This is a genomic window from Neogemmobacter tilapiae (assembly GCF_014652215.1).
Classification (GTDB): Bacteria; Pseudomonadota; Alphaproteobacteria; order Rhodobacterales; family Rhodobacteraceae; genus Neogemmobacter; species Neogemmobacter tilapiae.
In genome coordinates this window covers 525,377-550,619 of sequence record NZ_BMYJ01000001.1, presented here as the reverse complement: position 1 = coordinate 550,619, position 25,243 = coordinate 525,377, and the positions used below count along the sequence as shown (strand labels likewise).

Sequence of the window (25,243 nt, the reverse complement as noted above, 5' to 3'; positions counted from 1 at the left end):
GGTTTCAGAGCGGCGAAACGCAACCGGTGGTGAATAGTGGCGCGGCGAAAGGCGGGGCAAGTCGGGCTTACACCCACCGGCAAGGGGCCGGGGGCAAGCAAGGAAGACGAGCATGAAAACGATGATCCGCGCTGTGGCCGTTCTGGGCCTTTCGATGATGTCGGTGGGCGCGGCCCTGGCCGATGGCGATGAGGCTGATGCGGCGACGGTGGCGAAAGCGACCGAAGTGGTGACGGCGGAAGGCTATGAGGTCCGCAAGGTCGAAATGGAAGACGGGCTGATCGAGGTCTATGCGGTGAAGGACGGCAAGATGTGGGAGCTGAAGCTGGATGCCGAATACAAAGTGACCGAGATGGAAGAAGCCGACGAGTGATCCTGATCCTTCGTGACGTGGATGGTTCTGGCCGGGGGAGACCCCGGCCCTTTTCGGAAAGGCCGAAGCAATGCGCAAACTTTATGTCTGGGATCCCTTGGTCCGGGCCTTTCACTGGGCGCTGGTGGCGGGGCTGATCTTGAACATGTTCGTGACCAACCCCGGCAAGACCGCCCATCGCTGGCTGGGTTATGGCGTCCTGACGCTGATCGCCCTGCGGTTGGTCTGGGGCTTGATCGGCCCGAAATTCGCCCGCTTTCGCAGCTTTCCCCCTGACCCTGCCGCCGCACTAGATCATGCGCGCGAAATCGTGACGGGGCGGGTGCATCCGCATGAGGGGCATTCGCCCTTGGGTGCGCTGATGGTTTATAATCTGCTGGCCAGTTGTCTGATCATCGGGCTGACCGGCTGGATGTTGACGACGCTGACATGGTTCGGTGTGGAGTGGGTCGAAGACCTACACAAGGCCTTTGTCACTTGGGTGCAGCTTTGTGCGGTGCTGCATATTGCCGCCGTGATCTTTGAATCGCGCCGTCTGCGGGTGAACCTTCCGAAGTCGATGGTGACGGGCTATAAGACACTGCCCTGATCCGGAGCCCCTATGACCCGCCCTGACCGCAAAAGCCTGACCCTTTTCGGGCTGATCCTGTTTCAGGCCTTTTGTCTGGCCTTTTTCCTGTTCGACGTGATCGAGGATTTCGCAGGCCTTTACGATGCCAGCGTGCCCTATGGCCATTTCCTGCCCGAGGCGGGGGCGACCTTGGGCATGGCCATCGGCCTTGCGTTCGAAACCCGCTATCTGATCCGGCTTTTGCGCAAACAGGCGCATATGGAGCGGGGCTTGGGCGTGGCCGCAGGCGAATTGGCCACGCTGATGGAGGATTACTTTCGCAAATGGGGCCTGACGGCGGCCGAGGCGGATGTGGCGGCCTTTACCATCAAAGGCTATTCCATCACCGAGATTGCGGGGCTGCGGGGCAGCGCCGAGGCCACCGTGAAAACCCATCTGAACGCGATCTATCGCAAATCGGGGGCGCAGGGGCGGGGGCAATTGGTCAGCGTGCTGATCGAAGACCTGATGCGCGCGCCCTTGGTCAGCGGGGAAAAGCCCATGGGGCAGGGGGCCTTGGCCGAAGGGGCTGGCGCAAAGGGCTGAAATCCGTATAGTGCCCGGCAACGTATGGTTCCGGGGTGTCGAATGCAGTTCAGACTGTTGGGTCTGGCGATGGTGACAGGGTTGTCCTTGGCCTCTGCCGCAGCGGCGCAGGGGTTGAGCCTGTCTGGAGCTTCGGAAAGCCGTTCTTCGCGTTTTGCCCTGCAATCCAAGCTATTGGATGGCCGTCTGGCCAAGCAATACGAAGGATCGACCCGGCTGCGCCCCGACGCGCCGGAAGAGGAAGGCGATGTCAAGGTCGCGGCCTTTAAGGGCAAATACAAGGGCGAGTATCTGGAGGTTGCCAAGGCAGCAGCGGCCAAACATGGCATTCCGGAAGATCTGTTCCTGCGGCTGATCCAGCAGGAATCCGGTTGGAACGCCGGGGCGGTGTCGCCCAAGGGGGCGACGGGGCTGGCGCAGTTGATGCCGGGAACCGCCGATCTGCTGGGGGTCGACATCGACGATCCGACGCAGAACATCGAAGGCGGCGCGCGCTATTTGTCGATGATGCATGACAAGTTCGGGTCATGGCGGCTGGCGCTGGCGGCCTATAACGCGGGGCCCTTGGCCGTCGAAAAGCACGATGGCATTCCGCCCTATGCGGAAACCCAGAATTACGTCGTGGCGATTCTGGGCGAGTGATCAGACGGCCTTTTTGATGCAGCGGCATGGCCTTTGGCCATAAGCCTTTGCATGGCCTCCGCTGCGCTGCGGGGTTTTAAAGTGGCCTCCGCTGCGCTGCGGCGGGGGGCAGCCGCCCCCCGTCCTTCGGACTCCCCCCGAGGTATTTAGGGCAAGATGAATGGGGTTTCATCTTGCCCTAAATACCTGGGGGTGTGAGCGTCAGCGAACAGGGGGCAAAGCCCCCTCGAACGTCTAGGCCTATGGCCAAAGGCCATGCCGCTGGATCAGAGGGTCAAACGGGCAACACGGCCAAGGCGATGCGACGCCCTTCGCCCAGAAGCACATTGTAGGTGCGGCAGGCGGCGGGGGAGTTCATCGGCTCGACCCCGATGCCCGCCGCTTCCATGGTTTGCACAAAGGCGGCAGGGGGATGGGTGATCTCTGGCCCGGTGCCGAGCAGCAGAACGTCGATCCGGCCTGTCAGCGTCAGTGGTGCGGCGGTGTCGGTATAGCCGCCCCATAGGCCGGCATCCCAAGGCGTGATCAGCATCGCGCCGCGAAAAACCTGGCCGTTCAGACGGAAAAAGCCCGGCCCGTAACTGTCAACGGGCAGGGCCTTGTCATAGCTGATCTCGGTCAGGCGCATCAGTTGTCCAGATGGGCGTATTCGGAAGGTGTGCCGCGTTCCTTTTTCGGCTTTTCGCTGCGGTCGACGCCCAAGAACAGCACGATGTTCTTGGCGACATAGAGCGTGGAATAGGTGCCGATCACGACGCCGAAAAGCATGGCAAAGACGAAGCCGCGGATGACGTCGCCGCCCCAGATGAACAGCACCATCAGCGCGATGAAGGTGGTCGTCGCGGTCATGATGGTGCGCGACAGCGTTTCGTTGGCGGTCAGGTTCATCATCTCGCGCAGGGGCATCTGTTTGTATTTCGCCAGATTTTCGCGCAGCCGGTCAAAGATGACGACGGTGTCGTTGACCGAATAGCCAAGGATGGTGAGCAGGGCCGCGACGATCGTGAGGTCGAATTTGAGCTGCAAGAGCGAGAAGATGCCGACGGTGACGATCACGTCATGCAGCAGGGCCGCGACAGTGCCGACAGCGAATTGCCATTCAAAGCGCATCCAGACGTAAAGCAGGATGCCCAGCGAACCGGCGGCGATGGCGAGAAGGGCTTGGGTGATCAGTTCGGACGAGACTTTTGGCCCCACCGATTCGACCGAGGTGAATTTGATGGCGGGGTCCACCGCTTCCATCGCGGCCTCGACCGTGGCGATGCCCTCGGGCGAGACGGCTTCGGCGCCCTGTGCGGCCTCGATCCGGATTTGCGTTACATGCTGGTCGGGGCGGAAAGAGGGATCGAAAACCTCGGTGATGCTGATATCGCCCATATCAAGGCCCGCCAGCGCCGCACGGTAGGTGGCGACATCGACAGGGCTGGTCGATTCCGTGCGGATTGTGGTGCCGCCGCGAAAGTCGATGCCAAGGTTGAGGCCCATGGTGAAGACCAGAAGGATCGAGGCGATGACCATGACGACCGAGACGCCAAAGGTGACGAACTGGGCACGGAAAAAGTCGATATTGGTCTTTTCGGGAACGAGTTTGAGCCGCATCGTCGCCTCCTACACCACGATTGTTTTGGGACGACGCCAAGCCATCCAGGTCTGGATGATGAGGCGGGTGACATAGACGGCGGTGAACATCGAGGTGATGATGCCCAAGCCCAGGGTGACGGCAAAACCGCGGACGGGGCCAGAGCCGATCCAATACATGATGATGGCCGTGAGGATAGCCGTGACGTTGGAATCGGTGATGGCCGAGAGGGCCTTTTCAAAGCCGAGTTCGATGGCACGGGCCGGGTTGACGCCTTGGCGCAATTCCTCGCGGATGCGTTCGTAGATGAGGACGTTGGCGTCGACGGCCATGCCCATGGTCAGAACGATGCCCGCGATGCCGGGCAGGGTGAGGGTGGCGCCGATGAGGTTCAGCAGGGCAATCATCAGGACGATGTTGATAGCCAGGGCCATGCTGGCCATGGCGCCGAAGAAGCCGTAGCTGGCGACCATATAGGCGACGACGGCGATCATGCCGATGACGGCGGCGCGCATGCCGGCGTCGATGCTGTCTTGCCCGAGTTCCGGGCCGACGGTGCGTTCTTCAAGATAGGTGAGTTCGGCAGGAAGGGCCCCGGCGCGCAGCAGGACGGCGAGATTGGTCGATTCCTCGATGGTGAAGTTGCCGGTGATGCGACCGCTGCCGCCGGGGATCGCTTGGTTGATGGTGGGGGCGGAAATCACCTCATTGTCGAGGACAATGGCAAAGGGTTTGCCGACGTTGTTGGCGGTGTATTCGCCAAAGGCGCGGGCGCCCGTCACATTGAACTGAAAGTTCACAGAGGGGGTGCCGTTATCATCAAAGGAGGGGGCGGCGTTGGTCAATTCCTCGCCCGTCACGACGGGGGTTTCTTCCAGCACGTAGAAGAGACCCTTTTCGTCCAGCGATGGGGCGAGGAAGTTGCGGGGGCCGGGGGTGTCGTTTTCGTTCTGGGTGATGCGGACAACTGGGTAGAAACCGAGTTTCGCGGTTTTGCCGATGAATTCCTTCAATTCGGCCGCCGAGCCGATGCCCGGCACCTGAATGAGAATGCGGTCGGTGCCCTGCCGCTGGATGGAGGGCTCGCGGGTCCCGGCCTCGTCAATTCGCCGCCGCACGATTTCAAGGCTTTGCTGGACGGTGCGGGAGTCGGTTGCTGCCTGTTCGGCCTCCGACAGGCGGACAAGGATCTGGCCCTTGTCCTGGGAAACGGTGATATCCTTTTCGCCCATGCCGGTCAGGCTGCTGATGGGTTGGGCCAGCCCGGCGACAGCCGTAATGGCCGCCTGCATCCCTTCGGGATTGGAAATGGCGATGCGGAGTTCGTCAGGGGCCGAGGGTTCGCGGCGGACATTGCCCACCTGATCGCGGATATCGCGCAGGGCATCGCGGACGCCGGGCCAAAGCCCGTCCATGCGGGTTTTGTAGACATCCTTGACCTGCACTTCGGCCAGAAGATGCGCCCCGCCGCGCAGATCGAGGCCGAGGTTCATCAGGGTGGAGGGCAGGAATTCCGGCCAAGCGTCATAGGCGGCCTGCTGTTCCGCGGTCAGCCCTGCGCCCTCGGCGAAAAGTTTGGCTGCGTCATTGTGGCCTTCGACACGGGCGTAAAAGGCGTTCGGCGCGGCATAGACCACGCCAAGGGCAATGGTGGCCCAGATAAGAAGGCGTTTCCACAGGGCCATCTGTTGCATGGTTCGATCAGCCTTGTGCCGGTTCGGTCTTGTTCAGGATATTGGCCAGCGTGCGCTTGACCACCTTGACCTTGACGCCATCGGCGATTTCCACCTCGACTTGGCCATCGTCCATGACCTTGGTGACTTTGCCGATGATGCCACCCTGGGTCACGACCTGATCACCACGGCGCACCGCTTCGATCATCGCGGCATGTTCCTTGGCGCGCTTTTGCTGCGGGCGGATCAGCAGGAAATACATGATGAAGAAGATCAGGATCAGCGGCATCAATTGCAGGAAGGCCGAAGGGGCGGCAGCAGCACCGGGGGCGGCTTGCGCAAAGGCGGGGGTCACGAACATGGCGTCCTCGTCTGTTCTGGGCCGGGCAAACCCCGGATTTTGGTTGGGCGGAACCTAATCATGACAGGGGGCAATGGCAAGGCGGGGGGCCGAAATGCGTTTTGTCGTTTTCCAAGCGGCGCGAATGGGGCATAGGGGGCATGGATTTAACCCAGAGAGGACGCCATGCACGACATCCGCGCCATCCGCGAAAACCCTGCCGCTTTCGACGCCGCCCTGGCGGTCCGGAACCTGCCCGGGGAATCGTCGCGGCTGTTGTCGATGGATCAGGCCCGGCGTGAGGCCATTCTGGCGGGCGAAACCGCCCAAGCCGCGCAGAACGCGGCCAGCAAGGATGTGGGCGCGGCCAAGGCGCGCGGCGACAATGCCGAGTTTGAGCGGCTGCGGGCGCTGGTAGCGGAAAAGAAGGACGAGGTAGCGCGGCTGAAGGCCGAGGCGGATCGTCTGGACGCGGAATTGCGCGATGCGCTGATGCGGATTCCGAATGTGGTGCATGCCGACGTGCCGAAAGGCGCGGATGAGGATGCCAATGTGGAAATCCGCCGCTGGGGTTCGCCCCGCAACTTTGACTTCACGCCCGTTGAACATTTCGACATTCCGGCGGCCAAGCCGGGGTTGGACTTTGCGACGGCGGCCAAACTGTCGGGCAGCCGCTTTGTGGTTCTGCGCGGGGCGATGATCCGCATTCACCGCGCCTTGGCGCAGTTCATGCTGGACCTGCATGTGAACGAACATGGGCTGGAAGAAACCTGGACCCCGGTTCTGGTGAAAGAAGACGCGATGTATGGCACCAACCAACTGCCGAAATTCGCCGAGGACAGCTATCAGACGACGAACGGTTGGTGGCTGATCCCGACATCGGAAGTCACGCTGACCAACACGGTGGCGGGCGAGATTCTGGATGAAAGCCTGCTGCCGATCCGCATGACGGCGCATACCCAATGCTTCCGGTCTGAGGCGGGTTCGGCGGGCAAGGATACCTCGGGGATGCTGCGCCAGCACCAGTTTGAAAAGGTGGAAATGGTGTCGATCACGACGCCGGAAACCAGCTTGGCGGAACATGAACGCATGACCAGATGTGCCGAGGCGGTGCTGCAAAAGCTGGGCCTGCCTTATCGTGTGATTGTGCTGTGTGGTGGCGACATCGGCTTTGGCGCGATCAAGACGCATGATCTGGAGGTCTGGTTGCCGGGGCAGAACAAATATCGCGAGATCAGCTCGGTCTCGGTCTGCGGTGATTTTCAGGCGCGGCGGATGAATGCGCGCTATCGTCCTGCGAGGGGGAAACCCGAGTTCGTGCATACGCTGAACGGCTCGGGTCTGGCTGTCGGGCGCACGCTGATTGCGGTGCTGGAAAACGGGCAGCAGGCGGATGGTTCGGTCGATCTGCCGGCGGTGCTGCATCCCTATCTGGGCGGCAAGACGCGCGTTTCGGCGGATGGGGTGTTGGTTTAGGCCGTTTGGCCCCCCACCCCTAGCCCCTCCCCACAGTGGGGAGGGGAATGCGCTTTGTTTCAGATGTGGTCGCTTGGTTCTTTGCCTCGCCCCTCCCCCCTGTGGGGAGGGGATGGGGGTGGGGGCTCACCACAGATGATGCACATGCGGGGCGATGAGGCGGTCGTAGACTGACTTCGCCGCCGCCATTGTGGTTGCATCGAGGGCGGCCAGATCGCCTGCGCTGGCGTTGCCATTCGCCTGAGCGGCGTTCTTGGCCCCCGGAATGACCACGGTCACGGCCGGATCCATCAGGCACCAGCGCAGGGCAAAGGCCGCCATCGTCGTGCCGCCCGGCACCAGCGGGCGGAGTTCTTCGACTGCGGCCAAGGCCACGTCATAGGGCACGCCCGAGAAGGTTTCGCCTTTGTCAAAAGCCTCACCATTCCGGTTGAAACTGCGGTGGTCATCGGCGGCGAATTGGCTTTGCGCGCTCATCTTGCCGGTCAGAAGGCCCGAGGCGAGGGGCACGCGGGCAATGACCGCGACCTGTGCCGCCCGCGCCTTGCGGAAGAAGGATTCGGCGGGGCGCTGGCGGAACATGTTCCAGATGATCTGCACCGACTGCACACCGGGCCATTGGATGGCGCGTTCCGCCTCGGCGATTTTTTCGACCGAGACGCCGTAATGGGCGATCTTGCCCTTGGCTTTGAGCGTTTCCAGTGCGTCGAAAAGGGCGGCATCGTCATAGGATTCGGTCGGCGGGCAGTGGAGTTGCACGAGGTCGAGCGTGTCCATCTGCAAATTCTGGCGCGAGCGGTCGATGAAGCCTTCCAAGTTGGCCAGATTGTAGCCGCTGGCGGTATGGGGGTTCAGCCGCCGCCCGGCCTTGGTGGCCACAAAGGGACGGTCGCCGCCGCGTTCGGCCAGCACTTGGGCGATGATGCGTTCGGAGCGGCCATCGCCGTAAACATCGGCGGTATCAAGAAAATCGGTGCCGGAATCGAGGGCGGCGTGGAGGGCGGCTTTGGCGTCAGCCTCGGACACCTCACCCCAGGTACCGCCGATGGCCCAGGCACCAAAGCCGATGGGGTTCACGTTGCGGCCGATGCGGCCAAGGGGGCGGGCGGGAAGGGTCATGGCGGGCTCCTGTTTGGTATTATCGGTTAGATGGCACATTTCCCGGCGATTTCCAGCCCTTTCGCGGCGGGGCGAGATCGGCTAGGCCAAGGCATGGTCTGGACTGTGGAAAATCTGGGTGTGACGCGGGGCGGGATGCCTGTGCTGACGGGGGTGGGGTTCAGCCTTGCGCCCGGTCAGGCGCTGATTTTGCGCGGGCCGAATGGGGTGGGCAAGACGACGCTGCTGCGCACGCTGGCGGGATTGCAGCCGGCGTTGGGTGGTTCAAGCAGCATTGATCCGGGCGATGTGGCCTATGCGGGGCATAGCGACGGGGTGAAGGCGACGCTGACGGTATCGGAGAATTTGCGTTTCTGGGCTGATGTTTACGGCACGTCTTTGACAGAGGATGTGATGGTGGCGATGCGTCTGGTGGCGTTGGCCGACCGCCCCGGCGGCAGTCTTTCGGCGGGGCAAAAGCGGCGGCTGGGGCTGGCGCGGTTGCTGCTGACGGGGCGGAAGGTCTGGATGCTGGATGAGCCGACGGTGTCGCTGGATGCGGCCTCGGTCGGTCTGTTTGCGGCGATGATCGCGGAGCATCTGGCCAAGGGCGGGGCGGCGCTGCTGGCGACGCATATTGATCTGGGGATCAAGGCGGATCTGCTGGACCTGACCCCTTACAAGGCGCGGGCGGCATGAGGGCGCTTTTGATCCGGGATCTGGCCTTGGCCTTTCGTTCGGGCGGCGGGTTCGGGTTGGGGCTGGCGTTCTTTCTGCTGGTGGCGGTGCTGGTGCCCTTGGGCGTGGGGCCGGACCCGGCCACTTTGGCGCGGATTGCGCCGGGGGTTTTGTGGGTGGGTGCCGCCCTCGCCAGCCTTTTGACGCTGGACCGGATGTATGCGCTGGATTATGAGGACGGGTCGCTGGATCTGCTGGCGACGGCCCCCCTGCCGATGGAGGGGGTGGTGGCGATGAAAGCCTTGGCGCATTGGCTGGTGACGGGGTTGCCGCTGACGCTGGCCTCGCCCGTGCTGGCGCTGCTGCTGAATCTGCCGGGGGCGGGCTATGTCTGGCTTGTCGCCTCGCTGGCCCTTGGAACGCCGGCACTGTCGGTGATCGGGGCCTTTGGTGCGGCGCTGACGGTGGGGATCAAGCGGGGCGGGTTGCTGCTGTCGCTGCTGGTGCTGCCGCTCTATGTGCCGACGCTGATTTTTGGGGCGGAGGTCGCGCGGCGAGGGGCGATGGGGCAGGCGTTGGACACGCCCCTGTTGTTGCTGGCGGGGATTTCGCTGGGGGTGGCGGCGCTGCTGCCCTTTGCGGCGGCCTTTGCGCTGCGGGTCAATCTGCGGTGAGGTGGCTTGCCCCCGCCCTTGGAAGGCATTAGCGACAGATCATGTCACTTTGGGAATTCGCCAATCCGAAACGGTTCATGGGCCTGTCTGGGGCCTTGCTGCCTTGGGTCAGCCTTTTGGCCCTAGCCACCTTGACCACGGGGCTGATCTGGGGGTTTTTCTGGACGCCCGATGATTACAAGCAGGGGGCGACGGTCAAGATCATCTATCTGCATGTGCCCGCCGCGATGATGGCGATCAATGCTTGGGTGATGATGCTGGTCGCGTCGCTGATCTGGCTGATCCGCCGTCACCATGTTTCCGCCTTGGCCGCCCGTGCCGCTGCCCCCGTTGGACTGGTGTTCACGCTGATCGCGTTGATCACTGGTGCGCTTTGGGGCCAGCCGATGTGGGGCACCTGGTGGGCCTGGGATCCGCGGCTGACGGCGTTTCTGGTGTTGGGGCTGTTTTATCTGGGCTATATCGCGCTTTGGTCGGCGATTGAGCAAGCCGATGTGGCCGCCGATTTGACCGGGGTTTTGTGCATCGTGGGATCGGTCTTTGCTGTCCTGTCGCGCTATGCGGTGAATTTTTGGAATCAGGGGCTGCATCAGGGCGCGAGCCTGAGCCTTGATAAGGAAGAGAATATTTCCGATGTGTTCTGGCTGCCTCTGCTGCTGTGCATTGCGGGTTTCGTGCTGATGTTCGTGGCGCTTGTCCTGCTGCGCACGCGCACGGAAATTCGCGCCCGTCGCCTGCAAGCCTTGCAAGCCCGCGAAAGGATGGCCGATGCCTGATCTGGGGAAATATGCTTTTGCGGTGCTGGGTTCTTATGCGGCGTCGCTGGCCCTGATCGCTTTGGTCGTGGCCCTGTCGATCTGGCAGGCGCGGCGGATGAAACAGGCGCTGAACCGGGCCGAGGCGCGGGTGACGCGCGGTGAATAGGCTGTTCATGATCCTGCCGCCGCTGCTGTTCGCGGGGCTGGCACTGGTGTTCTGGTTGGGGATGCAGCGGGACAATCCCGATATGCTGCCTTCGGTCGCTGAGGGGAAGCTTGCCCCGCCGGTGACTTTGGCGGATGCAGGGTTTGGCGATGCCGATCTGCGGGCGCCGGGCATCAAGCTGGTGAATTTCTGGGCCAGTTGGTGCGCGCCTTGCCGCGTGGAACATCCGGTGCTGATGGATTTGCAGGCGCAGGGTATTCCGGTTTACGGCGTGAATTACAAGGATGAGCCTGCCAAGGCGGCGGCGTTTCTGGCGGAACTGGGCGATCCCTTTACCGCAATTGGGGCCGACAACGGCCGGATGGGGTTGGATTGGGGGCTGTATGGCGTGCCCGAGACCTTTATTCTGGATGGTGAGGGCAAGGTGATCTTGCGCTTTGCCGGGCCGCTGGTCGGCAGCGATTATGAGCAACGCTTTGTCCCGGCGCTGAAGGCGGCGTTGGGTGAATAGGCTTTGGGCTTTTGCGCGGCTATGATAGATTGGACCTGTTTTCAGCAGGAGTTTTATCATGGCCGATTATCCCGGCACGACCGGCAACGACACGATCACATTTGACGGCAACACGTTTGACACCGTGACGGCGCTGGCGGGCAATGACCGTATTCGCCTGAACGCGCAGTTCAGCAATGGCAGTCCGGTGATTCCGCATATGTTCAGCATCCATGGCGGGGCGGGTCTGGATACCTTGGTTCTGCTGAATGCGCATGGGGTGAATGGCATTGCGCTTTTGACCAATGCGACGCTGGTCAGCATTGAGAAGGTTGTGTTTGCCGAGAACCTGCCCGCGAGCTTTAAAGCTGCCAGCATTGGCAATGGGCTGGCCGCCGATGCTGAGATTGTGGGGGCCGTGGGGGCCTCTTTCCGGGTTTCGACGCTTTGGGACCAGCCCGAGGACATTGATCTTTCGGCGATGAAAGTGACGGGACCGCTGTCCAGCATCTTGCAAGGCAGCAATGAGGTGAACCTGATCAAGGGCAATGCCGCCATGCGGGATTTTGTCTGGGGCCTAGGGGGCAACGACACGATCCACGGCATGGGCGGGCGCGATACGTTGGATGGTGGCGAGGGAGAGGACCGGCTGCTGGGCGGGGCGGGCAATGATGCGCTGATCGGGCAGGCGGGGCGCGATACCTATGTCTTTGGCCGCAATCAGGGGCGTGACACGATTGAAGGTTTTGTGGCCAGCGGGGCGGAGTCAGACATCATCGACATCCGTGCGCTGTCGGACATTCTGTCCTTTGCGGATCTGAAGGCGAACCATATGACGGTCAGCGGGGATGATACGGTGATCCGGGCCAACGGGACGGTGATCGTGATCGAAAACACCGCCCCTGCGGATCTGGGAAAGTCTGACTTTCTGATCTGAGGTCAGCCGACGATCCACCAGCCGGTCAGCAAGATGCCTGCGAGCGTCAATTCGCCCCAGGGAATGACCCCGGCAAAGCATTCGATCAGCGTCGGCTGGCGCTGGGGCAGGCGGGGTTTCAGATGGTCGGGAAGAGTGGAGTAATACATCGTAAATACCTGTTACAGTTGGGTTTCCTTGCAGCACTATTCTGGCGGGCAATCCTTTACAGGCGGCAAATCGCGCGCCTTGGGCCAGCAATAAATCCACAAAGGGTTAGCGCGGGGTAAGCGGTGGGGGCGCAACTGTAACGTTTACGCCACGCGACCTTTGGACGGGTTGCATGCCAAAGCCTGTGCCGGTCTCTGTGCCCCGAAACAGGGGGACCAAGATGACAACAGCAACCGTGACGCTTCTGACCAAGACCGGGCAGGTGGCAGATATGAACGATCTGATCAGTTCGACCTTTGGCTTTATCCCGGTGATCGTGTCGGGCGATGAAAACGCGCGGCTGATCAAAGTGGGGGCCACGGAATACGTCCGGGTGATCGGCTCGGGTCTGGTGATGACGGGCGTTCAGCCGACGGGGGGCACGATCCGCAAGATCGAGCTGGTGCAGGATAGCGATCAGGGGATGCAGGTTCGGGGCACGGTGACGCTGTCGGGCGGGGCGTGGGATTTCAGCGAGTTTTACAGCGCCAGCTTTCGCGACACTTTGGCGGCGACAGCGATGACCATTCAAGATGGGGCGGGGGATGACCGGATCATCGCCAGCGATCTGGCCGATACGGTGACTTGGAAGGCGGGTGGCGGGTCGATCAATGTCGGCGGGGGGGATGATCTGCTGATCATGCACACGCTGAAGCGGGGGGTGGCGGGGCCAGAGATCATGCTGTTCGGGGATGAGGGGCGCGACACGCTGCGGGTGACGAACGGTCTGGGGGCGCAGGGGGTGCTGGATCTGGGCAAGATCTTTATGACCGGATTTGAGCGGTTTGTGCTGGCAGCCAAGGCGGAATTGCGGTTGGGGGCGGATAGCTTTGAATCCTCGCGCCTGGGGGAGGATGCGTCGTTTCAACTGGCCAAGGGGGCGACCTTGACCATTGTGTCCAGCGGTGCGCCCGAGATTGATTTGCAAGGGCAGACCATCGCCGGGCCGGGGCGGGTGCAGGTGGTGGGCAAGGCGAGCGAGGATATTCTGACGGGCAACGCCGCCTCACGCGATTTGCTGCTGGGCGGTGGGGATAGGGATGTGCTGTCGGGCTTGGGCGGGGCGGGTACGCTGAACGGCGGCACGGGGAATGACAGGCTGACCGGGGGTGAGGGGCGCGATGTCTTTGTCTTTGCCCGCGCGGGGGGGATGGATGTGATCACCGACTTTGCGGGCGATGTGATCGACCTGCGGGGGATGGATGGGGTGACGGGCTTGGCCGATCTGAAAAAGAACCATGCGCGGAATGTGGGCGAAGACGTGGTGCTGCGCTTTGGTCAGGGGGATCAGCTGGTGCTGGAGGGGGTCAGCAAGGCCGAGTTGAAGGCGGATTTCTTTCTGTTTTAGCGGCGGGATTTGCCATTAGGTGAAACCTCATGCGGGGCGTAGAGTCGCGCCCGGCATTTCTAATGGGGAACATCATGGCCAATGTCGCTTTGTTTCCGGTGTTTGGTGGGGTGAACCTGCGCGATTTGCGGGTGATGATGGCGGGGGCCATCGTCAATCTGTCCGCTGACGGCGGGTCGGTGCGGGCCGCATATGAAAACGGTCTGGTTGTGATCTTTCACGGCAGCAACCTGAGTTTTTCGGGCAACACGCCGACGGGCGGGAAGGTGACGGGGTTCGATCTGCAAGCAACGGATGGAACCTATCAGACGGTGGCCCGCTATTCGGGTCTGACGGGCTGGAATTTCGCCGATGTGGACAACCGAATTGCGCAGCTGTTGGCGGCAACGCCGGTGACGATGCAGGACAGTGTGGGTTCCGATGTGTTGATGGGCGGGGCCAAGGCGGATGTCTTCACGTTGGGCGGCGGGGTGGAGAACATGCAGGACTGGGGGGCGGATCAGGTTCAGGCCGGGGGTGGGGCGGATCGGGTGATCCTGATGACGGACAACCGTGCCACCGAACCGGGTTATAGCCGGGCGCATCTGCTGAATCTGGGTGAAGGCCAGGATACGGTGATCATCCGCAACATCTTTTTGGGTCACGGCTTCCTTGATCTGACGGACAGCAGTTTCGCCTCGGTCGAAACGCTGGATATCCGAGACGGGGCGCTTGTGATGATCGATTCCGGCGCTTTCGCCAAGAACCAGATTTCCCCGGTTGGCACGATCAGGACCAATCTGGGCACTCTGAGGGTCGAATTGCGGATAGATCAGCATGTGACACTGGCGGGCATGACGATTGTCGGCACGATGGATCTGGTCGATTTCCTCGGTAACACGCTGAACAACCGCATCACCGGCCATGCCGCGACCCGCGACCGGATGGCGGGTGAGGCGGGGAATGACCGGTTGCAGGGGCTTGGCGGGCGCGACAGCCTTTATGGCGGCGATGGCGATGACCAGATTGCCGGGGGCGAGGGGTTTGACCGGCTGGAGGGCGGCGCGGGGCAGGATGCGTTCATCTTTGCCAAGGCGGGTGGTCAGGATCGGATTGTTGATTTCACCCTGTCAGGGCCAGAGGCCGATGTGGTGAACCTGCACAAACTGACGCAGATCACCGGGTTTGCAGATTTGAAGGCGAACCATCTGCGGCAGGTCGGGGCGGATGCCGTGATTGAGGCGAACGGGACGATCATCGTGCTGGTGGGCATCGACAAGGATGATCTGCGCGCCGGGGATTTCGTGTTTTAAGGAAGAGAAAGGCCCCGGAAACGCGTGGTTTCCGGGGCCTTTGAAAGATCAGGCCGAGGCGAGATCGCGCAGCACATAGTGCAGCACGCCGCCGTGTTCGACATATTCCACCTCGATTTCCGTATCGATGCGGCATTTGATCTGGATCGTCTTTTCCGTGCCATCGGCATAGCGGATGGTGCAGGGCACCAACGACAGCGGCTTCAGGTCGCCCGAAAGCCCACTGATGCTGACAACCTCATCGCCTTTCAGGCCCAGCGTCTTGCGCGTGTCGCCGCCGGTGAATTCGAACGGGATGACGCCCATGCCCACCAGGTTCGAACGGTGGATGCGTTCAAAGGATTCCGCGATCACCGCCTTGACGCCCAGCAGGGCCGTGCCCTTGGCCGCCCAGTCACGGCTAGAGCCCGCGCCATATTCAATGCCGCCAAAGATCACCAAGGGCGTGCCCGCCGCCTGATAGGCCATCGAGGCGTCATAGATTGAGGTCTGCACCCCATCCGGCCCGATGGTGTAGCCGCCTTCAACGCCATCCAGCATCTCGTTCTTGATGCGGATGTTGGCGAAGGTGCCGCGCATCATCACCTCATGGTTGCCGCGACGGGCCCCATAGGAGTTGAACTCGGAAACCGGAACCTGACGTTCCACCAGATATTTGCCCGCAGGCGTGCCCGCCTTGAACGAACCGGCAGGCGAGATGTGGTCGGTGGTGATCATGTCGCCCAGCACCGCCAGCACCCGCGCCCCGGTGATGTTGTTGATCACGCCCGGGGTTTTCGACATGCCCTGGAAATAGGGCGGGTTCTGAATATAGGTCGAAGACGCGGGCCAGTCATAGGTTTCGCGTTCCGTGACCTGCACCGCCTGCCACTTTTCGTCGCCTTTGAAGACATCGGCGTATTTCTTCAGGAACGCCTCACGCGTGACGACCTGATGCACGATGTCGGCGATTTCCTTGTTGGTGGGCCAGATGTCCTTGAGGTAGATCGCCTGACCCTCCGGCCCGGTGCCGATGGGGTCTTTGGTGATGTCGATGTTCATATCGCCTGCGATGGCATAGGCCACGCAGAGGGGGGGCGAAGCCAGATAGTTGGCGCGCACGTCCGGCGAAATCCGGCCTTCAAAGTTGCGGTTGCCCGACAGGACAGCCGTTGCCACCAGATCACCCTCGGCAATTGCCTTGGAGATTTCGGGCTGCAAGGGGCCCGAGTTGCCGATGCAGGTGGTGCAGCCATAGCCCGCGAGGTTGAAGCCCACGAAATCGAGGTCTTCTTGCAGGCCCGCCGCGTTCAGATATTCCGATACGACCTGGCTTCCGGGGGCGAGCGAGGTTTTCACCCAAGGCTTGCGGGTCAGACCCAGCGCCCGCGCCTTGCGGGCGACAAGCCCCGCGCCGATCAGCACATAGGGGTTTGAGGTGTTGGTGCAGGAGGTGATCGCCGCAATGACGACCTTGCCTGAGGACAGTTTGTAATCCTGCCCATCCACGGCCACTTCCACACCCATCGGGCGTTTGAAGCTGGTTTCCATTTCCTTGGCAAAGCCCGAGGCGGCATCCGTCAAAGGCAGATAGTCCTGCGGGCGTTTCGGTCCGGAAATGGCCGGAACGATGCTGCCCATGTCGAGTTCCAGCGTGCTGGTGTAGATCGGGCTGTAGTTCGCGCCGCGCCACATGCCGTTTTCTTTGGCATAAGCCTCAACCAGCGCAATCCGTGCCTCATCCCGGCCGGTGTTGCGCAGGTAGCGCAGGGTTTCGTTGTCGATCGGGAAGAAACCGCAGGTGGCGCCGTATTCCGGGGCCATGTTGGCAATCGTCGCCCGGTCGGCCAGCGGCAGGTTGTCCAGCCCCTCACCATAGAATTCGACGAATTTGTTCACCACGCCATGTTTGCGCAGCATCTGCACGACTTTCAGCACCAGATCGGTGGCGGTTGTGCCTTCGACCATTTGGCCGGTCAGTTTGAAGCCCACGACTTCGGGGATCAGCATCGACACGGGCTGGCCCAGCATCGCGGCCTCAGCCTCAATGCCCCCCACGCCCCAGCCCAGAACGGCCATGCCGTTCACCATGGTCGTGTGGCTGTCGGTGCCGACAAGGGTATCCGGATAGGCGACCTCTACCCCGTTCTGGTCTTTGTCGGTCCAGACGGTTTGCGCCAGATATTCGAGGTTCACCTGATGGCAGATGCCTGTGCCGGGCGGCACGACGCGGAAGTTGTTGAACGCCTTTTGTCCCCATTTCAGGAAAACATAGCGTTCCATGTTCCGTTCATATTCGCGGTCCACGTTCATCTGGAAGGCGCGGGGATGGCCGAATTCGTCGATCATCACCGAATGGTCGATCACCAGATCGACGGGGGCCAGCGGGTTGATCTTTTGCGCATCGCCGCCAAGGCCAAGGATGCCATCGCGCATCGCGGCCAGATCGACCACGGCCGGAACGCCGGTAAAGTCCTGCATCAGCACGCGCGCCGGGCGATAGGCAATCTCACGCGGGTTCTTGCCGCCCTTGGCGCCCCATTCGGCAAAGGCGCGGATGTCATCGACGGTGACCGTCTTGCCGTCTTCAAACCGCAGCATGTTTTCCAGCACGACCTTGAGGCTGGCCGGAAGGTTTTCAAAATCGCCAAGCCCTGCGGCCTGTGCGGCGGGGATGGAATAAAAGTCGATCGACTTGCCCCCCGCGCTGATGGTCTTGCGGGTCTTTGCACTGTCATGTCCGACGGTGACGGTCATCGGGGCCTCCTGCTGTTGGCATGGCTTGGGCTGCGTTGCGTCTTCTTGCGGTCATTTGGCTAAGAATTGATGACCATGCAAGCGAATGCTGGATTGTATACCAATGTATGCCGATCCTGTCCAGAGGCGGCGCTGCATCAGTCACGCCCCAATCGCAAATCCTTGATTGGCACGGGGGGCGATGGGGGGCTAAGACGGCTGCGGGGGTAGTCAGTCATTCGTCGGGGATAACATGCCACGATCTTTCGCGGCCGGGGCCATTGGGCTTTGGCTGGCCAGCCTGCCCCTTGCCTCCGTGGCCCAACAGGCCGTGGTGGTGGAACTTTATACCTCGCAGGGTTGTTCGTCCTGTCCGCCTGCGGACGCGTTTCTGGGTGAGTTGACCAAGGATGCCGGGGTGATTCCGTTGGCCTTGCACGTGGACTATTGGGATTACATTGGCTGGGCGGATGTTTTTGCGCAGCCGGGGTTCACGCGGCGTCAGCACGCCTATGCCAAGGCGACAGGCAGCAAGATGGTCTATACGCCGCAGCTGATCATTGCGGGTCAGGTGGCGGACCAGGATCACGGTGTCGAAGGGATCTGGCAGCAGATCAAGGCCAAGGCGGAAAGCGCCCCGGCCGTAGGGCTGTCGGTAGAGCGGGCGGGCGAGACACTGACGGTGCGGGCCGAGGCACTGGTGGCGCAGGATCATCCCTTGGCGGTGCAGTTGGTGCGCTATACGCCGGAGCAGGTGGTGACCATCGAGCGGGGTGAGAATGCGGGGCAAACGATCACCTACCACAATGTGGTGACCAGTTGGGAGCGTTTGGCAGAATGGGATGGCCAAGCGCCGCTGGAAATTTCAGCAGCGATTGCGGGCGATGCCCCGGCGGTGATCATCGTGCAAAGGGCAGGGCCGGGTGAAATTCTGGCCGCGGCGCGGGTGGAATAGCGGCAGGCTATTTCCAGCGGCGGTGAATCCAGAACCATTGTTCAGGATGGGCGCGGACCTGTGCGGCAAGGCTGTCGTTCAGCGCTTGTGTCATCTGCCGCGCGTCGGTGTGGGGAATGGGGGCTTCGACGAGGGTCTGAAAGGTCACGCCGTCGGGCTGACGGATGGCATAGGCGGGGATCAGAAGGGCATTGTATTTCAGCGCGAGTTCGGCGGCGGAAAGGGCGGTGCGGGCGGGCAGACCCAGAAAATCAAGGATCTCGCCGCTGTTCATGTGCTGGTCAATGACCATGCCCAGCATTCCGCCGGATTTCAGAAAGCGGATCATGTCGGCCAGCCCTTCGCGCCCACGGGGGAAGAGGGGGGTGCCAAAGCGGCCCATGGCCGCGACGTAATGGCCGTTGAAATGCTGGTTCTTCATCGGGCGGTAGAGGCCACCGATCTGATAGCCGAGGGCGGTCAAGGCCTCGCGGCTGGCCTCGTAATTGCCGAAATGGCCGGTGATCAAGAGGACGGGGCGGTTTTGTTTGGCGGCCTCGGCCAGTGCGGCCAGCCCTGCGCCTTGGGGGGGCAGGGCGCGGGCGGCTTCGAGGAATTCGGTCTTTGAGTAAAGCTCGATAAAGCTGCGGCCGACATTGTCGGACACGGCGCGGGCCAGGCGGTTGCGTTCCGCCGTGGGCATGTCGGGCCAGACCCGCGCCAGATTGTCGCGGGAACGGGCGTTGTAGCCAGCGATGGGGCCGATGAGGCGCGCCGAGACCCAGCCGCTGACGGCCAGCCGCGCCTTATAGGGCAGGCGCAAGAGGCCCCAAATCAGGCCGCGCAGCAGGCGATCCTGCAACCAATGGTCAAGGCGAAAGGTCATACAGTCTTTCGGCGGGCCGCCTGTGTTTCACGATGCCAGACATAAAGGCCGGAAGACACGATCACAAGCGCACCGAGGATGGTATAGCGGTCGGGGTATTCATTGTAGAAGAGAACCCCCCACAGCGTGGCAAAGACAATGCCGGAATAGGCGAAAGGGGCGATGACCGAGGCCTCGGCCAAAGAAAAGGCGCGGATCAGGCAAAGCTGACCCAATGTGCCCAGGACGGCCATGCCCAGAAAAAGCGGCATGTCGGACCAGGCCGGGGCGACAAAGGACCACGGCAGCGTCAGACCCGTGACCACGGTGCCGAACAGGGCGGCCAGCAGCAGCGGCGTCCAGACGGGTTCGCGCGCACCAACATAGCGGGTGATCAGGGCATTGGCGGCAAAGGACAGGGCGCAGCCGATGGGCAGCAGCGCGGCAGGGGTAAAGATGCCCGCGCCGGGGCGGATGACGATCAACGCGCCCACCATGGCGCAGACGACAGCGGCAATACGGCGTGGGCCCAGCTTTTCACCCAGAAACAGTGCCGCGCCCAAGGTGATCAGGACAGGGTTGATGTCGGTCAGGGCCGTGGCCTCGGCCAGACCGATGTAGTTCAGGCTGGCAAAGAAAAAGGCGGCGGAACCCAGTTGAAAGGCGGAACGCCAGACATGCAAGGCCGGATGTTTGGTGCGGAAATACTGCGGGGCGCGGGCGTTCAGCAGGATCATGACCAGCACGAATTGCCCGGCAAAGCGGGCAAAGACCACCTGATTGGTCGGATAGCGGGCCACCAATCCCTTGGCGACGGCATCCATCGCGGTGAAGATGAGGATGGAGAGCAGCATCAAAGCGATGCCGCGCGACATGTCGGTTTTCGGGGCCACGGGGATATCCTTGGGTCAGGCCCCCGGTCTGCCTGATCTGCCGCCTGCGCGAAAGGCCTATTCGTCGTCTTCGACGATCAGCACCAATTCCCCCGCCAGTTCCAGATCGCGGATGGCCGAGATGATGGCTGACATCGCCTCATCCCCTTCCCTTGTCTTGACCCGGCCGCGGGCCACCATTTCCTCACGCAGGGTTTGGGCCATGCGTTGTGACATGTTGCCCAGCAGATATTCGGCGGCGGCGGCCAAGTCGGGGTTGGCACTGGCGGCCACCAAGGCGGTCACAAGTTGGGGCTGGGACAGGCCGCGCAGCACCTTGGGCACGTCGCTGCGCGACAGGCGGGCGGGGATATGCACAAAGGTAAAGATCGCGCGCCGCACCTTTTCGGCGAAATCGCGGTCGGTTTCATCCAGACCACGCAGCACCTGTTCGCGTGTTTCGGGCGGCGAGATGTTCAGGATCGCGCCGACACGTTCCACCGGCCCGGAGTCAAACGCCTTGGGCGGTTGGTGTTCCATTTGCTGATGCAGCGCGATGCCAATCTTGCGCACCGTTTCGGGGTCAACATTGCCGGTTTGCGACACGGCATAGGCCACGCGCCGCGCCTTTTCGCCGGGCAGGCGGCCCAGCAGATCGGCGGCCTTGCCCACCGGCAGTTTTGACAGCATCACGGCCCCCACCTCGACGCTTTCCTGTTCCAGCACCTCAATCAGCCTTTCCGGTGGCAGGTTGGTCAGATGATCCCAAGGGTCGGCTTTCAGCGATGCACCAGCCAGACGGCGCAGGCGGCTGGCGGCGGTGGCGCTGATATGGCCATCCATCATGGCCAAGGCCCCTTCGATGCCGCCGGGAAAGGCGATGCCCACGGCATCGAGTTCGGCCATGAATTCATCGACGACCGTGTCGAGTGTTGCTCGATCCACCAGCCGCATATGGCCGATCTGTTCGGCCAAGGCCGCTTGCAGATGTTCGGGCAGGCCCGACAGGGGCAGGGCGGCCCCCTGCGCCAGCAAGACACGCACGATAATCGCCGCCTTTTCGCGCGGCGAAGGTCCGGCCACGCGGACGGCCCGTGTGGCGGGTGTGATCTGTGCCAATGCCTGCGCCATTCTGACCCCGATTCTTGCGATAGGGGAACGATGGCAGGCCGGGGTTAACGCGGTCTTAGCTGGTGACCTTGATGCAGGTCTTGGTCACCTGATCATAGGTCGTGCCCTCGGCACAGGTCATCTGCGCCTTGTTGCAGTCGCGTTCTTGGCCCTGCGCGGGCAGGGCCAGAAAAAGAGAGATCAGAACGAGACGTGTCGTCATGTCTTTCTCCTTGGGTTAGTAACTCCAAGTCTGACCGCTGCGCAGGGCGCGATCCAGCGATGCAAAGGCCCAAGTCGCCTCGCCCCCGCGCGCGCGGATTTCGTCGCGTTGCAGGCGGGCCAGATCCATCTCGCCCATTTCGACCAGACCTTGACCCATATAGCTGCGGGCCAGAAGGTTGTCGGGGTTCTGCGTCAGGGCGGCATTGTAATAGGCCATGCCTTCCTCGATCCGGCCCGCCTTGCGATGGGCAAAGCCTTTGTAGGTGAGCACGCGGTCCGTCTCACCCTCGGTCATAGCGGCGAGAACGCGCAGGGCGGCCTCGGGCTGACCGGCATAGGCCAGTTCACGCACGGCCTTGAACCGGGTGTCATTGTCCAGCCGCGCGTCTTCGGGCGCGACACAGGCCTTGGTCTTTTCATCCCAGACCAAACCCTCTTTGCATTCCGTGGTCGTCTCGGTCGGGGTCGGTGGGTTGGAATCATCGCTGCCTGCGGCATTGGCAGCAAAGGGCAGGGCGGTCAGCAGAAGAATGGCAGAAAGGCGCATGGTATCCCTCATCTGGTTAAAGTGACAATAACACAGGTCTGACGCGGCAAGGGCAGGGAATATTCCCGAGAATGGTCAAGATTCCGTCTGTGCAAAAATAAACATTGAGTGGTGCGCAGGTTTCTTTGGAGTGGCGCCGTGATCAGCCTCACCACTTTGCGAGTGCAGAAAGTGAACTTTTGGGTTCAGTTTTTCAATGCGGCAAGGCTTTCTGTGACAGTGGTGTAAACAAGGCAAATTCAAGGCTCACTTTTCATCACGAAAGCGCGAGTGAACGTGTGTTCATCGTGATTTCAAACTTTCCAGTTCAGCGCCTATCTGTCTTTCACGAACCGAAACACAGTGGTTCAAACACAAGAAAGTAAAGGAAAGATCATGAAACATATCGTTCTCGCCGCTCTGGTTGCCGCTGCTGGCGTTGGTGCTGCTTCGGCCCAAGGTTACGCTGATCTGTCGAACTCGACCCGTCTGCAAGTTCTGCAATTGGTGCCGTCGGCTGACCTGTCGGGCCTGTCGGCAAGCCAAGTCCTGAAGCTGGAAAACCTGTTCGACAGCTCGGAAGAACTGAAAGCTGGCAGCAACCCGGCTGGCAAAGTCCAAACCATCCTGCGCGCCCAATAATCGCGGATGACTGAGAAAATACGGGCGGCTGTTTCTCCCCAGCCGCCCGCAAGTCTCGGATTGGATTGGTAAAAATAAAGGCCCACGCCGAAAGGCGGGGCCTTTTTGTGCATTTTTGCACGATTTTTTGATCAGGCCCCGAAAACGCGGCGGAAAATCGTGTCGACATGTTTGGTGTGATAGGCCAGATCGAATTTCTCTTCAATTTCCGCCGGGGAAAGTGCCGCGGTGACCTCGGCATCGGCCAGAAGCTCGGTCTTGAAATCGGCGCCCTGTTCCCAGACCTTCATCGCGTTGCGCTGCACCAGACGATAGCTGTCCTCGCGCGACACGCCGGCTTGGGTCAGGGCCAGCAGGACGCGCTGGCTCATCACCAGACCGCGGAACTTGTTCATGTTGGCCAACATGTTGTCGGGATAGATCACCAGCTTTTCGACAACGCCCGCAAGGCGGTGCAAAGCGAAATCCAGCGTGATCGTTGTATCGGGGCCGATGGCGCGTTCGACCGAGGAATGGCTGATGTCGCGTTCATGCCAAAGCGCCACGTTTTCCATGGCCGGGATCACGGACATACGCACCAATCGTGCCAGCCCGGTCAGGTTTTCGGTCAGCACCGGGTTGCGCTTGTGCGGCATGGCCGATGAACCCTTTTGGCCGGGGCTGAAGAATTCCTCCGCCTCCAGCACCTCAGTCCGCTGCATGTGGCGGATTTCGATGGCGATGTTTTCGATGGAGGAGGCGATGACGCCCAGAGTCGCAAAGAACATGGCATGGCGGTCGCGGGGAATGACTTGCGTGCTGATCGGTTCGGGCGTCAGGCCCAGCATCTTGCAGACATGTTCCTCGACCGCCGGGTCGATGTTGGCGAAGGTGCCGACCGCGCCGGAAATGGCGCCGGTGGCGATTTCGGCGCGGGCATTGACCAGACGCTGCCGGCCCCGCGCCATTTCGGCGTAAAAGCGGGCAAAGGTCAGGCCCATGGTGGTGGGTTCGGCATGGATGCCATGGCTGCGGCCGATGCGAACGGTGTCTTTGTGTTCCATCGCCCGGGTTTTCAGCGCGGCCAGAACGCGGTCCATCCCCGCGAGCAACAGATCGGCGGCGCGGACAAGCTGGATGTTCAGCGTGGTGTCCAAAACGTCGGAGGAGGTCATGCCCTGATGCACAAAGCGGGCATCGTCCGAGCCGATGATTTCGGCCAGATGGGTGAGGAAGGCGATGACGTCATGTTTGGTGACGGCTTCGATCTCGTCAATGCGGGCGACGTTGAATTCCACGTCTTTCGCTTTCCAAACCGCCTCGGCATTGGCCTTGGGGATGACGCCAAGGGCGGCTTGGGCGTCGCAGGCATGGGCCTCAATCTCAAACCAGATGCGGAATTTGGTTTCGGGCGACCAGAGGGCGACCATCTCGGGGCGGGAATAGCGGGGGATCATGCGCGTGACCTGTGCTGGATTGGGTTGAGGCGGGCATAGTGGGATGGGGGGCTGGGTGCAAGCAAAGCTGGGGGATTTCTGGGGAAAGACTACGAGAATGCGGGGGTAGACGGGCCAGATTGATGGAGGACGGAATGATCATTCGATTTTTTGCAATTTTGACCTTGCTGGGATTGGTCGGTGGCTTGTTGGGCACGTGGCATCCTATCGGGGATTCTTTGGCGGTGTTCCGGCTGTATTTGGCCGGTGCGCTGGCGATCCTTGGGGTGGTCATGCTGATCGGGGATCGAAAGGGCGCTTTGATGGCTTTGCTGGCGGCCTTGGGTTTCGGCGGCCCCTTGGTTTGGCAGATGGCGAATGTGCCCCATCAAGGGGGCGATCTACGGCTGTATCAAAAGAACATGTTGTTTCGGAACGATGATTTGGCGGGGTTGGTGGCGGATATCCGGGCCTCGGGCGCGCATGTGGTGACCCTGCAAGAGGTTTCTGAACCGAACCTGATTTTGCTGTCCGATCTGAAAGATGTGCTGCCCCATCAGCACTTCTGCCCTTTTGCCGCCGTGGGCGGCGTCGCCGTGCTGTCCGCGTTTGAGCCCGTGCCCAATCAAAGGATTTGTGCAAAAGGGATGGCCGCGATGCAGGTCGATGTTCCGGGCAAAGGACCGGTCTGGTTGGTGTCGATCCATCTTCATTGGCCCTGGCCCTATGGGCAGGCCGCGCATGTCCATGAATTGTTGCCTGTTCTGGAAGGGCTGGAAGGGCCGGTGATCATGGCAGGAGATTTCAATATGGTGCGATGGTCGTCCGCATTGTCCATGGTGCGCGATGCTGTTGGGGTGGAGCAGGCGGGGCCAGTGCGGATGACCTATCCGCTTTTCGGGGGCTGGGTGCCCATTGGGATTGATCATGTGCTGGGGCCAAAGGGGGGCTTTGTCACAGCGAGACCCGCCCTTGGGTCGGATCATCTGGGACTGCTGGCCGATCTGCCGCTTTGACGGGGCCAGGCAGCGTGGTTTGGGTTGGGGCATGGAACCGATGATATTACAGAC

29 protein-coding genes are annotated in these 25,243 nt (G+C 61.7%); 16 read left to right on the top strand and 13 right to left on the bottom strand.

Going from position 1 to position 25,243, the window contains the following annotated elements; translation table 11 throughout:
- Positions 1–112: 112 nt before the first annotated feature.
- The 4 genes from IE095_RS02800 to IE095_RS02785 all read left to right on the top strand — a co-directional run bounded on the left by IE095_RS02800 (position 113) and on the right by IE095_RS02785 (position 2,171).
- Positions 113–373, top strand: a complete 261-nt coding sequence (locus IE095_RS02800) for a PepSY domain-containing protein (protein ID WP_189410063.1) — start codon at positions 113–115, stop codon at positions 371–373.
- Positions 374–443: 70 nt separating this feature from the next.
- Positions 444–962, top strand: a complete 519-nt coding sequence (locus IE095_RS02795) for a cytochrome b/b6 domain-containing protein (protein ID WP_189410062.1) — start codon at positions 444–446, stop codon at positions 960–962.
- A gap of 12 nt (positions 963–974) precedes the next feature.
- Positions 975–1,529 carry a helix-turn-helix transcriptional regulator gene (locus IE095_RS02790; protein ID WP_189410061.1) on the top strand — a complete coding sequence of 185 codons (555 nt, stop codon included), beginning with the start codon at positions 975–977 and terminating at the stop codon, positions 1,527–1,529.
- Between the two features lie 42 nt (positions 1,530–1,571).
- Complete coding sequence (locus IE095_RS02785; protein ID WP_229804428.1) at positions 1,572–2,171, top strand: lytic transglycosylase domain-containing protein; 600 nt, start codon at positions 1,572–1,574, stop codon at positions 2,169–2,171.
- Positions 2,172–2,445: 274 nt separating this feature from the next.
- Here the strand turns inward: IE095_RS02785 and IE095_RS02780 are convergent, their stop codons facing one another.
- The 4 genes from IE095_RS02780 to yajC are packed head-to-tail and all read right to left on the bottom strand — an operon-like array spanning position 2,446 to position 5,784.
- On the bottom strand, positions 2,446–2,799 hold the full coding sequence (locus tag IE095_RS02780; protein ID WP_189410059.1) for an Mth938-like domain-containing protein: 354 nt from the start codon (positions 2,797–2,799) through the stop codon (positions 2,446–2,448).
- Complete coding sequence (gene secF, locus IE095_RS02775) at positions 2,799–3,770, bottom strand: protein translocase subunit SecF (RefSeq protein WP_189410058.1); 972 nt, start codon at positions 3,768–3,770, stop codon at positions 2,799–2,801. The genes IE095_RS02780 and secF overlap by 1 nt, the downstream gene beginning before the upstream one ends.
- A 9-nt stretch (positions 3,771–3,779) precedes the next feature.
- Positions 3,780–5,444, bottom strand: coding sequence for a protein translocase subunit SecD (secD, locus tag IE095_RS02770; RefSeq protein WP_189410057.1), 1,665 nt, complete (start codon positions 5,442–5,444; stop codon positions 3,780–3,782).
- Positions 5,445–5,451: 7 nt separating this feature from the next.
- Entirely contained in the window at positions 5,452–5,784 is a 333-nt protein-coding gene (gene yajC, locus IE095_RS02765) for a preprotein translocase subunit YajC (RefSeq protein ID WP_189410056.1), read from the bottom strand.
- Between the two features lie 165 nt (positions 5,785–5,949).
- Here yajC and serS point away from each other — a divergent pair, with 165 nt between their 5' ends.
- The gene (gene serS / locus IE095_RS02760; protein ID WP_189410055.1) at positions 5,950–7,239 is read left to right on the top strand and encodes a serine--tRNA ligase; all 1,290 of its coding nucleotides are present in this window, start codon (positions 5,950–5,952) and stop codon (positions 7,237–7,239) included.
- A 126-nt stretch (positions 7,240–7,365) separates the two neighbouring features.
- Here the strand turns inward: serS and IE095_RS02755 are convergent, their stop codons facing one another.
- Complete coding sequence (locus IE095_RS02755; protein ID WP_189410054.1) at positions 7,366–8,358, bottom strand: aldo/keto reductase; 993 nt, start codon at positions 8,356–8,358, stop codon at positions 7,366–7,368.
- Between the two features lie 93 nt (positions 8,359–8,451).
- On the opposite strand from IE095_RS02755, the gene ccmA reads away from it, so the two are divergent.
- The 6 genes from ccmA to IE095_RS02725 are packed head-to-tail and all read left to right on the top strand — an operon-like array spanning position 8,452 to position 12,040.
- Positions 8,452–9,036 (top strand): heme ABC exporter ATP-binding protein CcmA, encoded by a 585-nt coding sequence (gene ccmA, locus IE095_RS02750; RefSeq protein ID WP_189410150.1) that lies wholly within the window; start codon positions 8,452–8,454, stop codon positions 9,034–9,036.
- Positions 9,033–9,689, top strand: a complete 657-nt coding sequence (gene ccmB / locus IE095_RS02745) for a heme exporter protein CcmB (protein WP_189410053.1) — start codon at positions 9,033–9,035, stop codon at positions 9,687–9,689. The genes ccmA and ccmB overlap by 4 nt, the downstream gene beginning before the upstream one ends.
- A 41-nt stretch (positions 9,690–9,730) precedes the next feature.
- Positions 9,731–10,465, top strand: coding sequence for a heme ABC transporter permease (locus tag IE095_RS02740; protein ID WP_189410052.1), 735 nt, complete (start codon positions 9,731–9,733; stop codon positions 10,463–10,465).
- Positions 10,458–10,613 carry a heme exporter protein CcmD gene (ccmD, locus tag IE095_RS02735; RefSeq protein ID WP_189410051.1) on the top strand — a complete coding sequence of 52 codons (156 nt, stop codon included), beginning with the start codon at positions 10,458–10,460 and terminating at the stop codon, positions 10,611–10,613. The genes IE095_RS02740 and ccmD overlap by 8 nt, the downstream gene beginning before the upstream one ends.
- Positions 10,614–10,620: 7 nt before the next feature.
- Positions 10,621–11,124, top strand: a complete 504-nt coding sequence (locus IE095_RS02730) for a DsbE family thiol:disulfide interchange protein (protein ID WP_189410149.1) — start codon at positions 10,621–10,623, stop codon at positions 11,122–11,124.
- A gap of 58 nt (positions 11,125–11,182) precedes the next feature.
- A complete protein-coding gene (locus tag IE095_RS02725; protein ID WP_189410050.1) occupies positions 11,183–12,040 on the top strand; it encodes a calcium-binding protein in 858 nt (285 codons plus the stop codon).
- Positions 12,041–12,042: 2 nt separating this feature from the next.
- Here IE095_RS02725 and IE095_RS02720 read toward each other — a convergent pair whose 3' ends face one another.
- A complete protein-coding gene (locus IE095_RS02720) occupies positions 12,043–12,189 on the bottom strand; it encodes a hypothetical protein (protein WP_189410049.1) in 147 nt (48 codons plus the stop codon).
- A 221-nt stretch (positions 12,190–12,410) separates the two neighbouring features.
- Here IE095_RS02720 and IE095_RS02715 point away from each other — a divergent pair, with 221 nt between their 5' ends.
- Together IE095_RS02715 and IE095_RS18550 are read left to right on the top strand one after the other, a co-directional pair.
- On the top strand, positions 12,411–13,577 hold the full coding sequence (locus IE095_RS02715) for a calcium-binding protein (protein ID WP_189410048.1): 1,167 nt from the start codon (positions 12,411–12,413) through the stop codon (positions 13,575–13,577).
- 74 nt (positions 13,578–13,651) lie between these two features.
- Positions 13,652–14,869: a calcium-binding protein gene (locus IE095_RS18550; RefSeq protein WP_268247705.1), complete on the top strand. Its 1,218-nt coding sequence runs from the start codon at positions 13,652–13,654 to the stop codon at positions 14,867–14,869.
- Positions 14,870–14,917: 48 nt separating this feature from the next.
- Here the strand turns inward: IE095_RS18550 and acnA are convergent, their stop codons facing one another.
- The gene (acnA, locus tag IE095_RS02705) at positions 14,918–17,605 is read right to left on the bottom strand and encodes an aconitate hydratase AcnA (protein WP_189410047.1); all 2,688 of its coding nucleotides are present in this window, start codon (positions 17,603–17,605) and stop codon (positions 14,918–14,920) included.
- A 232-nt stretch (positions 17,606–17,837) separates the two neighbouring features.
- Between acnA and IE095_RS02700 the strand changes: the two genes are divergently transcribed.
- On the top strand, positions 17,838–18,539 hold the full coding sequence (locus tag IE095_RS02700; protein ID WP_229804426.1) for a DUF1223 domain-containing protein: 702 nt from the start codon (positions 17,838–17,840) through the stop codon (positions 18,537–18,539).
- Positions 18,540–18,546: 7 nt separating this feature from the next.
- Here IE095_RS02700 and IE095_RS02695 read toward each other — a convergent pair whose 3' ends face one another.
- Genes IE095_RS02695 through IE095_RS02675 form a run of 5 tightly spaced genes read right to left on the bottom strand, consistent with a single transcriptional unit; the run spans position 18,547 to position 22,149 of the window.
- Positions 18,547–19,404 carry a lysophospholipid acyltransferase family protein gene (locus IE095_RS02695; RefSeq protein WP_189410046.1) on the bottom strand — a complete coding sequence of 286 codons (858 nt, stop codon included), beginning with the start codon at positions 19,402–19,404 and terminating at the stop codon, positions 18,547–18,549.
- Complete coding sequence (locus IE095_RS02690; protein WP_229804425.1) at positions 19,401–20,276, bottom strand: DMT family transporter; 876 nt, start codon at positions 20,274–20,276, stop codon at positions 19,401–19,403. The genes IE095_RS02695 and IE095_RS02690 overlap by 4 nt, the downstream gene beginning before the upstream one ends.
- Positions 20,277–20,333: 57 nt before the next feature.
- Positions 20,334–21,386 carry a flagellar motor switch protein FliG gene (locus tag IE095_RS02685; RefSeq protein ID WP_189410045.1) on the bottom strand — a complete coding sequence of 351 codons (1,053 nt, stop codon included), beginning with the start codon at positions 21,384–21,386 and terminating at the stop codon, positions 20,334–20,336.
- Between the two features lie 55 nt (positions 21,387–21,441).
- Complete coding sequence (locus tag IE095_RS02680) at positions 21,442–21,588, bottom strand: hypothetical protein (protein WP_189410044.1); 147 nt, start codon at positions 21,586–21,588, stop codon at positions 21,442–21,444.
- Positions 21,589–21,603: 15 nt separating this feature from the next.
- Positions 21,604–22,149, bottom strand: a complete 546-nt coding sequence (locus IE095_RS02675; RefSeq protein WP_229804422.1) for a tetratricopeptide repeat protein — start codon at positions 22,147–22,149, stop codon at positions 21,604–21,606.
- Between the two features lie 363 nt (positions 22,150–22,512).
- Between IE095_RS02675 and IE095_RS02670 the strand changes: the two genes are divergently transcribed.
- Positions 22,513–22,758 (top strand): hypothetical protein, encoded by a 246-nt coding sequence (locus tag IE095_RS02670; RefSeq protein ID WP_189410043.1) that lies wholly within the window; start codon positions 22,513–22,515, stop codon positions 22,756–22,758.
- Positions 22,759–22,889: 131 nt separating this feature from the next.
- Here the strand turns inward: IE095_RS02670 and purB are convergent, their stop codons facing one another.
- Positions 22,890–24,194 carry an adenylosuccinate lyase gene (gene purB / locus IE095_RS02665; protein ID WP_189410042.1) on the bottom strand — a complete coding sequence of 435 codons (1,305 nt, stop codon included), beginning with the start codon at positions 24,192–24,194 and terminating at the stop codon, positions 22,890–22,892.
- 134 nt (positions 24,195–24,328) lie between these two features.
- On the opposite strand from purB, the gene IE095_RS02660 reads away from it, so the two are divergent.
- Complete coding sequence (locus tag IE095_RS02660; RefSeq protein WP_229804420.1) at positions 24,329–25,189, top strand: endonuclease/exonuclease/phosphatase family protein; 861 nt, start codon at positions 24,329–24,331, stop codon at positions 25,187–25,189.
- The last annotated feature ends 54 nt before the right edge of the window (positions 25,190–25,243 follow it).

Bases quoted from the DNA above. Each gene is read 5' to 3' on its own strand.
- IE095_RS02780 (WP_189410059.1), bottom strand. From the start codon at position 2,799: ATGCGCCTGACCGAGATCAGCTATGACAAGGCCCTGCCCGTTGACAGT.
- IE095_RS02720 (WP_189410049.1), bottom strand. From the start codon at position 12,189: ATGTATTACTCCACTCTTCCCGACCATCTGAAACCCCGCCTGCCCCAG.
- secF (WP_189410058.1), bottom strand. From the start codon at position 3,770: ATGCGGCTCAAACTCGTTCCCGAAAAGACCAATATCGACTTTTTCCGT.
- IE095_RS02785 (WP_229804428.1), top strand. From the start codon at position 1,572: ATGCAGTTCAGACTGTTGGGTCTGGCGATGGTGACAGGGTTGTCCTTG.
- IE095_RS02680 (WP_189410044.1), bottom strand. From the start codon at position 21,588: ATGACGACACGTCTCGTTCTGATCTCTCTTTTTCTGGCCCTGCCCGCG.
- ccmA (WP_189410150.1), top strand. From the start codon at position 8,452: ATGGTCTGGACTGTGGAAAATCTGGGTGTGACGCGGGGCGGGATGCCT.
- IE095_RS02685 (WP_189410045.1), bottom strand. From the start codon at position 21,386: ATGGCGCAGGCATTGGCACAGATCACACCCGCCACACGGGCCGTCCGC.
- secD (WP_189410057.1), bottom strand. From the start codon at position 5,444: ATGCAACAGATGGCCCTGTGGAAACGCCTTCTTATCTGGGCCACCATT.
- IE095_RS02725 (WP_189410050.1), top strand. From the start codon at position 11,183: ATGGCCGATTATCCCGGCACGACCGGCAACGACACGATCACATTTGAC.
- IE095_RS02700 (WP_229804426.1), top strand. From the start codon at position 17,838: ATGCCACGATCTTTCGCGGCCGGGGCCATTGGGCTTTGGCTGGCCAGC.
- ccmB (WP_189410053.1), top strand. From the start codon at position 9,033: ATGAGGGCGCTTTTGATCCGGGATCTGGCCTTGGCCTTTCGTTCGGGC.
- IE095_RS02715 (WP_189410048.1), top strand. From the start codon at position 12,411: ATGACAACAGCAACCGTGACGCTTCTGACCAAGACCGGGCAGGTGGCA.
- IE095_RS02755 (WP_189410054.1), bottom strand. From the start codon at position 8,358: ATGACCCTTCCCGCCCGCCCCCTTGGCCGCATCGGCCGCAACGTGAAC.
- yajC (WP_189410056.1), bottom strand. From the start codon at position 5,784: ATGTTCGTGACCCCCGCCTTTGCGCAAGCCGCCCCCGGTGCTGCTGCC.
- IE095_RS02695 (WP_189410046.1), bottom strand. From the start codon at position 19,404: ATGACCTTTCGCCTTGACCATTGGTTGCAGGATCGCCTGCTGCGCGGC.
- IE095_RS02660 (WP_229804420.1), top strand. From the start codon at position 24,329: ATGATCATTCGATTTTTTGCAATTTTGACCTTGCTGGGATTGGTCGGT.
- IE095_RS02740 (WP_189410052.1), top strand. From the start codon at position 9,731: ATGTCACTTTGGGAATTCGCCAATCCGAAACGGTTCATGGGCCTGTCT.
- IE095_RS02675 (WP_229804422.1), bottom strand. From the start codon at position 22,149: ATGAGGGATACCATGCGCCTTTCTGCCATTCTTCTGCTGACCGCCCTG.
- IE095_RS02795 (WP_189410062.1), top strand. From the start codon at position 444: ATGCGCAAACTTTATGTCTGGGATCCCTTGGTCCGGGCCTTTCACTGG.
- purB (WP_189410042.1), bottom strand. From the start codon at position 24,194: ATGATCCCCCGCTATTCCCGCCCCGAGATGGTCGCCCTCTGGTCGCCC.
- ccmD (WP_189410051.1), top strand. From the start codon at position 10,458: ATGCCTGATCTGGGGAAATATGCTTTTGCGGTGCTGGGTTCTTATGCG.
- acnA (WP_189410047.1), bottom strand. From the start codon at position 17,605: ATGACCGTCACCGTCGGACATGACAGTGCAAAGACCCGCAAGACCATC.
- IE095_RS02790 (WP_189410061.1), top strand. From the start codon at position 975: ATGACCCGCCCTGACCGCAAAAGCCTGACCCTTTTCGGGCTGATCCTG.
- IE095_RS18550 (WP_268247705.1), top strand. From the start codon at position 13,652: ATGGCCAATGTCGCTTTGTTTCCGGTGTTTGGTGGGGTGAACCTGCGC.
- IE095_RS02670 (WP_189410043.1), top strand. From the start codon at position 22,513: ATGAAACATATCGTTCTCGCCGCTCTGGTTGCCGCTGCTGGCGTTGGT.
- IE095_RS02800 (WP_189410063.1), top strand. From the start codon at position 113: ATGAAAACGATGATCCGCGCTGTGGCCGTTCTGGGCCTTTCGATGATG.
- serS (WP_189410055.1), top strand. From the start codon at position 5,950: ATGCACGACATCCGCGCCATCCGCGAAAACCCTGCCGCTTTCGACGCC.
- IE095_RS02730 (WP_189410149.1), top strand. From the start codon at position 10,621: ATGATCCTGCCGCCGCTGCTGTTCGCGGGGCTGGCACTGGTGTTCTGG.